Annotated in this window: 10 protein-coding genes and 1 other annotated feature; of the genes, 2 read left to right on the forward strand and 8 right to left on the reverse strand. The window is 39.2% G+C overall.

The window, feature by feature from the left end; translation table 11 throughout:
* The 7 genes from FC36_RS09195 to FC36_RS09225 form a co-directional block, all read right to left on the reverse strand.
* On the reverse strand, window positions 1-343 hold a 343-nt coding region (locus FC36_RS09195; protein WP_156409573.1), incomplete at its 3' end, for an IS607 family transposase.
* Window positions 344-567: 224 nt separating this feature from the next.
* On the reverse strand, window positions 568-2,982 hold the full coding sequence (pheT, locus tag FC36_RS09200) for a phenylalanine--tRNA ligase subunit beta (protein WP_025021444.1): 2,415 nt from the start codon (window positions 2,980-2,982) through the stop codon (window positions 568-570).
* A gap of 6 nt (window positions 2,983-2,988) precedes the next feature.
* Window positions 2,989-4,035: a phenylalanine--tRNA ligase subunit alpha gene (pheS, locus tag FC36_RS09205; RefSeq protein ID WP_023859466.1), complete on the reverse strand. Its 1,047-nt coding sequence runs from the start codon at window positions 4,033-4,035 to the stop codon at window positions 2,989-2,991.
* Between the two features lie 53 nt (window positions 4,036-4,088).
* Window positions 4,089-4,293, reverse strand: a binding site (T-box leader).
* 47 nt (window positions 4,294-4,340) lie between these two features.
* Window positions 4,341-4,685: a winged helix-turn-helix transcriptional regulator gene (locus FC36_RS09210; protein WP_025021445.1), complete on the reverse strand. Its 345-nt coding sequence runs from the start codon at window positions 4,683-4,685 to the stop codon at window positions 4,341-4,343.
* Window positions 4,686-4,771: 86 nt separating this feature from the next.
* Window positions 4,772-5,284, reverse strand: a complete 513-nt coding sequence (locus FC36_RS09215; protein WP_025021446.1) for an HD domain-containing protein — start codon at window positions 5,282-5,284, stop codon at window positions 4,772-4,774.
* Between the two features lie 110 nt (window positions 5,285-5,394).
* On the reverse strand, window positions 5,395-6,165 hold the full coding sequence (locus FC36_RS09220; protein WP_025021447.1) for a TrmH family RNA methyltransferase: 771 nt from the start codon (window positions 6,163-6,165) through the stop codon (window positions 5,395-5,397).
* Window positions 6,166-6,406: 241 nt separating this feature from the next.
* Window positions 6,407-7,690 (reverse strand): hemolysin family protein, encoded by a 1,284-nt coding sequence (locus tag FC36_RS09225; protein ID WP_156409572.1) that lies wholly within the window; start codon window positions 7,688-7,690, stop codon window positions 6,407-6,409.
* A gap of 361 nt (window positions 7,691-8,051) precedes the next feature.
* Here FC36_RS09225 and FC36_RS09230 point away from each other — a divergent pair, with 361 nt between their 5' ends.
* Window positions 8,052-8,321, forward strand: coding sequence for a type II toxin-antitoxin system RelB/DinJ family antitoxin (locus FC36_RS09230; RefSeq protein ID WP_056986867.1), 270 nt, complete (start codon window positions 8,052-8,054; stop codon window positions 8,319-8,321).
* Window positions 8,311-8,625: a putative type II toxin-antitoxin system PemK/MazF family toxin gene (locus tag FC36_RS09235; protein ID WP_025021448.1), complete on the forward strand. Its 315-nt coding sequence runs from the start codon at window positions 8,311-8,313 to the stop codon at window positions 8,623-8,625. Before FC36_RS09230 ends, FC36_RS09235 begins: the two co-directional genes overlap by 11 nt.
* A gap of 376 nt (window positions 8,626-9,001) precedes the next feature.
* On the opposite strand, the gene FC36_RS09240 is transcribed toward FC36_RS09235, so the two are convergent.
* A partial coding sequence (locus FC36_RS09240; protein WP_162257668.1) for a hypothetical protein occupies window positions 9,002-9,475 on the reverse strand: 474 nt, incomplete at its 5' end.

Raw genomic sequence — 9,475 nt, forward strand, 5'->3', positions numbered from 1 at the left:
ATAATTCATTCCATTTTCTTCGATTATAATTAAGCCCGCTACCAATATCAGTAATCGTTTCATCAAGAATTACACCTTTAGCATTAGCGTATTGTCTAATGAAATCAATTTGATTTTTTAGATCGTCTTTTTGCCCATTAGTTGATACTCTAGCATAAGCGACATTTTTACGTTTGGTAGTTGACGATTGACCTATATAATTTAAATATTGTTCTTCTGTATAATATCTTCGATTAGTGGGAGTTCGGTAGGCTTTCAAGGTTCCTTTTTTATCCCAAATTTGTAAAGTTCTAACAGTAACGCCAAGACGTTCTGCCATCTCTTTTGGTTTTAACATTGTTATAATAAACCACCTACATTTTCAATCTTTCTATGGTTTAATTACAACGTATTTTTCGGTTAAATTCTACTTAATTCTATATTTTTACAAACAGTTAATCACTCCTGTTTACTTTATCCTAATCATTATACTAAAATTTGCCTGGAATTTCAGTAGTCTTTGAAAAAATTTGCTTTTCCTTACAAAAAGTCCCGACGTTTTTCATGTCGAGACTTTCACTAACACTTTTAACGTACCGTAACGTTAAATTCTTCCTTCAAAGCCTTTTCAATCTTAGCAAATGCCTGATTGACATCTTCATCAACCAAAGTCTTATCAGCATTTTGGAAGACTAGGCTATATGCCAAAGACTTGAGCCCTTTAGCCAAATGTTCTCCTTGATAAAGATCAAAGAGCTTGACTTCCTTGAGGTTCTTACCCCCGTTTTTCACAATGCAGTTGACTAGGTCTTGATTGTGAACATCACTATTAACTGCTAAGGCAATATCCCGACTCACAGCGGGGTACTTGGAGATTGGTTGGTAAATTTGAGCTAACTTGTCCAAACCTAAAATCTTATCCAAGTCTAATTCAAAAACATAAGTCCGCTTGAGTCGTAACTCCTTAAGCAAGTTAGGATGTACCTCTCCTACAAAACCAAGGTAAACATCACCAGCGTAAATATCCGCAGTCCGCCCTGGGTGCATTTCTTCGTGGGCGCCTGTAGCTTGATAAGTCACCCCGCTAACTCCTAAGGTGGTCAAGAGGTGTTCCACAATTCCCTTAGCCAAGAAGAAGTCGGCCGGTGTCTTGTGACCTTGCCAATCTGCGTGGTGGAAGAGTCCCGTCATCGCCCCGGCTAAGTGTTCGATTTCCGTTGGCCGGTCGCTACCGTCTTGGCGCAAGAAGACCCGGCCTTGTTCGTAAAGGGCTACATCTTCGTTCTTGCGGGCTACATTATAAGCTAAATCATCCAGTAAACCACTCAAAAGGTTCATTCGCGCCGTTGTGTGGTCGGAAGACATAGGGAAGTCTAACTCTGTAGCTTTCCCTGTATCTAACAGGAAGCGTTGCGCCTTGGCATAAGTGGTTAAACCGTAAGAGATAGCTTGGCTTAGACCACTGGCCTCCATAATTTGGCGCGCATCCCGAATTAACTTTTGCTTAGGTGTGTACTTACCTGGTGTGGCTTCATAAGTTGGTAAAGTTGTAGGAATATTATCGTAACCATAAATCCGTGCAACTTCTTCAACCAAGTCGGCATCAATTTCAATGTCCCAACGGCGGACGGGTACAGCCACAACTAGGCTTTCACCATTTTCAATCACACCAAAACCTAATTGACTGAAAATTTTAGCAACTTCAGTTTGGCTCAGACTCGTACCTAAAACGTGGTTGATACGAGTAGCCGTAATTTCAATTTCCCGATCGGCAGTGTCTACTTCGTTGGCTTGAGCCACCCCTGCTACCACTTGACCTTGGCCAAGTTCAGCAATCATCATAGCAGCTTTATCTAAAGCTTCACGAACAGTCGCCACGTTAATGCCCCGTTCAAACCGAACAGATGCTTCGGTGTGGAAATTTTCCCGGCGAGCGGTCTTACGCAACGTTTGTCCATCAAAGACCGCAGCTTCTAAGGCAACAGTTTGAGTCTTCTCTGTTACTTCGCTTTCTAAACCACCCATAATTCCGGCTAAGCCAACAGGCTTTTGACCATCAGTAATTACTAAGTCGCCAGTTTTTAATTCGTGATCTTCACCATCTAAAGTAACAAATTTTTCGCCGTCTTGTGCGCTACGCACCACAACTTGTTTATCAGTGGCAAAAGTTTGGTAATCAAAGGCATGTAAAGGTTGACCATATTCTAATAAAACATAGTTAGTCACGTCCACCACATTATTAATAGGACGAATACCGGCATTCCAAAGACGACTTTGAATCCAAAGTGGACTTGGTCCCACTTTAACATCCTTAATTACTCGCATTTGGTAAGTTGGCACTAAATCACTTGGAGCTTGAACACTCACATAGTTGGCCACTTGGTCATCACTAACTTCGGTAACCTTAACTTCAGGTAAAGTCACTTGACGATCGTACATAGCTGCCACTTCATAAGCAACCCCACGCATACTCAATAAATCCGCCCGATTAGGAGTGATATCCACGTCAATAATGTCTTCGTCCATCCCTAAGTATGAAAAGACTTCCTCACCAGGAGTGGCATCAGCAGGTAAGACATAAATTCCATCGGCATATTCTTTTGGTACCACACCTTCGGCGAAACCAAGTTCTTGTAAGGAACAAATCATTCCCATTGAAACAATGCCGCGCATCTTCCCCTTCTTAATCTTAGTGTGGCCCCCAATCCAAGAATTAGGTAAAGCAACAATAACTTTTTGGCCTTGGGCAATGTTAGGCGCCCCGCAAACAATTTGGTAAGGTTCTTCTTGCCCAACATCCACTTGACAAACATTCAAGTGGTCAGAATCTGGGTGAGGTTCCAGGCTTAAGACATGTCCCACAACTACTTTTTTTAAGCCATCTTGCATTTGGTAGTCACCGGCAATTTCCACCGCAGTCCGGGCAATTTTTTCCGCTAATTTTTCCCGATCTAAGTCCAAGACAGGTACATATTCATTTAACCATTTTGTTGAAACTTTCATTAAAAATTATCCTTTCTGATTAAATTGACTTAAGAAGCGTACATCATTGAGATAGAATTCGCGAATATCATCCACCCCATATTTCAGCATGGCAAAGCGATCGGGTCCTAAACCAAAGGCAAAGCCTCCGTAGACCTTAGAATCAATCCCAGCCATTTCTAAAACATTAGGGTGAACCATCCCACAACCTAATACTTCAATCCAACCAGTTTGCTTGCAGACATTACAGCCTTCTCCGCCACAACGGAAACAGGAAACATCAACTTCAGCAGATGGTTCTGTGAATGGGAAGTAAGAGGGACGAAGCCGAATTTCTCTTTCTTCCCCAAAGGCTGTCTTGGCGATTGCTTCCAAAGTCCCCTTGAGGTCAGCCATCGTGATGTGCTTGTCAATCACTAAACCTTCAATTTGGTGGAATTGATGGGAGTGCGTCGCATCATCCGTGTCGCGACGGTAGACTTTCCCAGGAGAAATCATCTTCAAAGGTCCCTTAGAAAAGTCATGTTTTTCCATGGTCCGAGCTTGCACGGGACTCGTTTGGGTCCGCATTAATAATTGCTTGGTAATGTAGAAAGTATCTTGCATATCACGAGCCGGGTGATCTTGAGGTAAGTTCAACATTTCAAAATTGTAGTGATCTTCTTCCACTTCAGGACCATCTACTACGGAGTAACCCATGCCTAAGAAGAGCTTTTCAATGTCGTCAATCACTTGCATCAATATATGTGGCTGCCCGGCTTTAATTGCGGTCCCAGGTAAAGTCACATCAATTCTTTCTTTTTCCAACTTCTTAGCCGTTTTGGCAATTTCGATTTCTTCCGTTTTTTTAGCAATTGCTTGGGTAAATTCATCACGAATCTTGTTAGCTAGACTTCCCACAACAGGGCGTTCTTCATTGGTAAGATCCTTCATTCCCCGTAAAATTTCCGTTAAAGCACCCTTTTTACCTAAAAGATTCACTCTTTGTGCATTAACTTCTTTAAGGTCTACGGCTTTTTGGATTTCTTCCAAATGCTTTTGGCGTAATTGTTCCAACTGTTCTTTTAAACCCATAATATCTTCCTTTCTAATTTTTAACGTCGATGGTAGCAAAAAAGCCCCATCCCAAAAGGGACGAGGCTTCGCGGTACCACCCTTGTTCCAATTCTATGTTAGAATTGGCACTTTCCTGCATAACGGCCAGTACCGAGTAGACCTTACAGTCTACTAACTTCGAAAGTGAAATTCACTGTTTTTCCAAGCGGACCTTTCCAGCTTCCAGTCCTTCTCTGACGAGGGCCAACAGCTACTAGCTTTCATCGACGCATTTCATAACTTACTTCAGTTTAAGCTTTCTCAACCCATCCGTCAAGTCCTAATTAACGACAGTCCTCTAAGGTATACCATTTATTTGCCCAGGCATGTGCATCTTCCATCACAGTAGCCAAGTCTCGACCTTGAGCTGTTAGTTGATAAAGCTCGCGACAACAACCTTCCCGGGTCGTTTTTTCTACAATACCTTCTTTTTCCAACTCTTTCAATCGTTCAACCATTACTCGATCACTGCACTTATTAACCTTAGAGGCAATGTCTTTAAAACGTTTGGGCTCATCAGATAATAAAACATCAATGATTAAACCATTCCACTTTTTTCCTAAAATGCTAAATGTTTTTTCAAATTTAGGACACATGTGGTATTCTTTTTTTTCTGCGACTGTTGCCATTCTATCACCTTTCCCTTTACGCATAAAAAAACCGGCTCGATAGACCGGTTTTCCCGATAGCATCTGCTAGTTTTATTTTACACCATTTACTTACTTTTTAAAAGCATAATTTTGCGAAATTTTTCTACTCTATGACCCATTTCCTCCACCAAGTGTTCGGAATATTCAGAAGTGGCCGCATATTTATCCACTAAGGAAACAATCAATCCTTCAACAGATTTTGGTGGGCAAACAGTCGCCCCAAACATATGGTGAATGATAATATCCTTTTCTAAAGATGTTAGAGTCGTAATTTTTTCCGCATTTCGCACGGCAATTCGAGGGTGAATCCAAGCATGAGTTCCCCGATCAAATTTAGTTGTCCGCCAATCGTAGTAAAATAGATCATGTAAAATCCCCGCACGTGCAATCGCCTTGGCATTCAAGTTAAACATTTTCGCTAACTTGTAGCTATAATAGGAAACAAAAATCACATGATTCAACCGCGTTGAAAAATGGTGTTGGGTGTAATTGGCTAACCTTTGTACTTCTGGCTGCGCTAATAATTCACCCACATAGGACATGTATTCCATATCGTTGCGCCAAGTTTCTTTGAGCATGCAACTACCTCGATTCTGTTAAACTTAGGTTTTTTCTACCTTGCTTCCTACTTCAAGTATACTACACAGATACTTCACAATCCAATGAAAGCGCTTATTTTTTAATAATCTTAAGCTTTTAACTGAAACATTAACACTCCGGCAGCAACCGCAACATTCAAGGACTCAGCATTGCCGGCTAAAGGAATATAGAGGTTTAAGGAAGTTTGCGCTAAGTGGTCAGCCCGCATACCGTTACCTTCATTTCCCATAATTAGGGCAAAGTCCTGGTGTTGTCCTACTTCACGAAAGTTGCGCGCCGCTTCATTTAATTCAGTACCAAATACGGGAAACTTCTGAGCCTGAAAAGCCGCTATCCATTCGCTTAAATTTCCAACATGTAACTGCAAATGGAACTGACTTCCTTGCATTGAACGCACAACCTTGGGTTGGTATAAATCAGCACTACCTTCTCCAAAGACCACCCCACTAAAACCCGCAGCATCCGCAGTTCGTACCATGGTCCCGATGTTACCAGGATCTTGAACACCGTCTAAGAAGAGCCAAGCCCCCGAAATATCTGCCAACTCAATATCTGTAGCTACCGGAATTTCCACCAAAGCAAAAATTCCTTGAGGACTAGGCGTTTCACTAAGCGCCTTGGCTACATTATCTGAAATTTGAATCATCTCACCCTTAAAATTAAACGCTGCTAACTCACTAGCATGTTTAAAATCGGCCACCACTAAAATAGTTGCAATTTTTTGATTGGCCAAGAGTGCTTCTTTGACCAAGTGCCAACCATCCAAAAGATATTGTCCTTGTTTTTGACGTTCTTTTTTCTTGGCCAATTTTTTCCATGCCTTGACCCGAGCATTGCTGGTCGCTGTAATTACTTCCATGCTTATAAACATTCCTTTCGCTATCGCTTAAGGACAACAACTTACAAAAGCGTTGTCTTCGTTGCGCTTTTATTCTAAAATCATAACCAATCACGGTGAAGTGAGTGTACGTCATTGTATCTCTCTATGCGTAACCTCGTTTGTGTAGGACAAGATAGTCAATACTCAATCCTAGAGGCTTTTGTAATTTAAAAAACCCTCCGTAGTACTGATTCCAGTATACAGAGGGAGCGCCTGATGGTTAATAAGTAACCCTAAATTTGTCCACGTGGGCACTTTCAAAATCAAGCGGCGTAATCGTGAACTTCCCAACTTGGTAAGCCTGATCCACTTCCAAATGATCATGATACTGTTCCATAATGAAACCATTTAAAGTTACGGCTTCACTGTCATCAAATTCTGGTAATTCTACATTAAAGTAGCGTTCAAAATCGTAAAGGGTAATCTTCCCTAAAACATCATACGATCCATCTTCGTTTTTGGTAACTTGATCGGCTGAAACATGGTCGGTTTCATCCCGAACAGAACCAAATAGCTCTTCATAAATATCCTTATCAGTTATAATCCCAGCTGTCCCACCAAATTCATCTTGAACAACCACAATCGGTACTTGTTCCTTAATCATCATACGTAAAATTTCTACAGAAGCTTGACCTTCATAAACATAAGGAATCATGCGTAAAATTTGTTTTACCGGTGTTTGAGGATTATTTCGCATACGTTTCATGATTTCGTAGGAATAAATATATCCTACAATTCTGTCCTTATCACCGTCTTCAACCACAGGGAAACGACTATATTTAGTTTGGAAGTACATTTCAGCCGCTTCCGCTACCGTAGCTTTACTATCAATCACCGTTAACTGAGTTCGGTCAATCATAATATCTTCCGCGACTTTATCATTCATATCAAAGGCTCGCTTCATATAAATTAAATCTTCTTTATCTAATTCCCCCGCCTCAGCTGCATCCTGAGATAAAGAAATTATTTCACTTTGCGAGTAGATATCTTCTGCTGGAGTTGCATTGAAGCCCAATAACTTCGTGAAAAAAATTGCCGCCCGATCAAACAACCAAACCAAAGGATAAAAGATAATGTGGAATATTTGTAAGGGTCTCACAATCGCTAGCAGTACTACTACTGGTTTATCAATCGCAATATTTTTGGGAACTAAGTCCGTAAAGACCGCGTGCAAGAAGGTGAAGATTAAAATCCCGATAACTGGTGCTACTTTACTTGCAATCGCGTGTGGTAGCAAGTGTGATTCTAAAATTAATTCGGTAATGTATTCTTCCCCTATCCACCCTAAAATCAGGGATGTCAGCGTAATCCCAACTTGGGCCGTTGAGAGGTATTCCGTTAGCTTTTCGACTAACTTTTGCGCGGCGACCACATTTTTGGTTTGTTCCATTGTTTGTAATTCGGTGGGTCTCACCTTAACGAGGGAATATTCAGCCAAAGTAAAAATGGTTGCAATTCCCAAAATCAAAATAATAATGACTAGTTGCACTATGTCAGACTGCATTCAATTCATCACTCCATTTCGTATTTTCAATGCAGATATTATCCTAATTTTAGCATAGGAAAGTTATAAAGTATAGCGCTGAAGCCGTTTGATAGCTAAAACTTTTTGTAAGTAATACATTTTTATGGTTGATATAATGGGCTTTTCAATTTTTATACTTTAGGTTTCTATTTAAAAAAACTTGATTGACCGCCGATTGTTATCCATAGTTACTTTTAGCCTTTAGAAAGCCCTCAGCGCCGTGAATCTTGCCTAAATCTTCATCCCAGGTAACAAATTCTTCCTTATCTCTTCTCAAAAAACATAGAATGAAGTTTCTTATGATATAATATGAGTATAAAGTATCATGAGGTGATTATATATGACTACATCAACAAAAAAAGTTCAAGTCAACATCAATCGCGAAGTTGCACTTGAAGCAGAAAATATAATAGCAGAAATTGGTCTGACTCCAACAGTAGTAATAAATAGTTTGTATAGAGAAATAATTAATACCGGTCGCATACCTTTAACGTTTGCTTTAACCCCCAGACAAAAGGCAATTATTGAACTTCAGGAGGCCGTTGAATCCATACCTACTAAAAAAGTAGAAACGCAAAAGGATTTAGAGGACTTTTTTGATGAAGATTAATGAAGTATACACTGCCTATATGTCATGGGGTAAGCAAGGAAAGAGAAGACCTGTCCTAATCCTTAAGACTAGGGCAGACTCTGTTGTTGTTTTCAAAATTACTACGAAATATAATAATAAGTCGGATTATATTAAGTCCAAATATTATAAAATCAGCGATTTAAAAGCAACAGGATTAAGTAAACAATCTTACATTGATACTATGTCTAAATACGAGCTTAGGCTAGATATGACTAAGTTTAAGCGGATCGGTCAGTTAAGTACTGAGGATATTTGGGGATTGAAACAATTTATTTCCAAATAACTAAGCAAAGAGATAGTTCAATTATTTTAAGAAGCTGCTTTACGGTGGCTTCTTTTTTGGTTAATTGCAATCATGAATAAATTATCCTTAGCATAGGATTTTTTCTAACTCAATTTTAGGAAGATTTCGGTGTATATAGATACTTATCAATTTCTTTAAAAAGCAGGTTAATATTAGTTTTTCTAACAATACCTTTTTCATCTAAAAATTGCTGCCAACTCTCAACAATACTATTTGTAGGATAAAATAAACCATCATTTTCTAATGAATATCACTAAACTATCCACATTAGGATATTTACTTTGGAAGTTATCAATAACATCATCTTTATCATCCTGTGTCATTGCCACTTTACCTGAAATAACATGTTCTGATGTTAATGAAAAAACAATAAATCATACTTTAATTTATACCTCTTCTTACTAATTTCAGTGGTTCGAGATAATACTTTGATATTCGCTTTTTTCTTGTCCCAGATTTCCTTTGTTTTTTCATATAAACTTAACTTTTTAAATTTCACTTTATTGTTTACTAAATCATATTCGTGGTTATTTTCTAAGCTTTCATCAATAACTATGTCATCTGAACTAGCCATTATTCCATCAATATCAATAATATGTACGATATCGCTAGGTCTAAACTTACTTTTCTTCATAAAACCTTCAAGAATTTCCCCTACCAATTTTTTTGCACTAGTCTGTTGTTTTCTAGGATTACTTAAAACATCGCCTTTGGTAACTTCAAATTGATATGTTTCATTTTTTCCACGAGGAAATTTTTCTTTCAAATATAAATCGTAAGCACACCATAACAAGACGTAAAAAGAAGCGATGGAAGAAATCCAATTGGT

The organism is Ligilactobacillus equi DSM 15833 = JCM 10991 (assembly GCF_001435735.1).
Lineage (GTDB): Bacteria > Bacillota > Bacilli > Lactobacillales > Lactobacillaceae > Ligilactobacillus > Ligilactobacillus equi.

Excerpts from the sequence above, each read along its gene's own strand:
- pheT (WP_025021444.1), bottom strand. The coding sequence starts at position 2,982 with ATGAAAGTTTCAACAAAATGGTTAAATGAATATGTACCTGTCTTGGAC.
- pheS (WP_023859466.1), bottom strand. The coding sequence starts at position 4,035 with ATGGGTTTAAAAGAACAGTTGGAACAATTACGCCAAAAGCATTTGGAA.
- FC36_RS09210 (WP_025021445.1), bottom strand. The coding sequence starts at position 4,685 with ATGGCAACAGTCGCAGAAAAAAAAGAATACCACATGTGTCCTAAATTT.
- FC36_RS09215 (WP_025021446.1), bottom strand. The coding sequence starts at position 5,284 with ATGCTCAAAGAAACTTGGCGCAACGATATGGAATACATGTCCTATGTG.
- FC36_RS09220 (WP_025021447.1), bottom strand. The coding sequence starts at position 6,165 with ATGGAAGTAATTACAGCGACCAGCAATGCTCGGGTCAAGGCATGGAAA.
- FC36_RS09225 (WP_156409572.1), bottom strand. The coding sequence starts at position 7,690 with ATGCAGTCTGACATAGTGCAACTAGTCATTATTATTTTGATTTTGGGA.
- FC36_RS09230 (WP_056986867.1), top strand. The coding sequence starts at position 8,052 with ATGACTACATCAACAAAAAAAGTTCAAGTCAACATCAATCGCGAAGTT.
- FC36_RS09235 (WP_025021448.1), top strand. The coding sequence starts at position 8,311 with ATGAAGATTAATGAAGTATACACTGCCTATATGTCATGGGGTAAGCAA.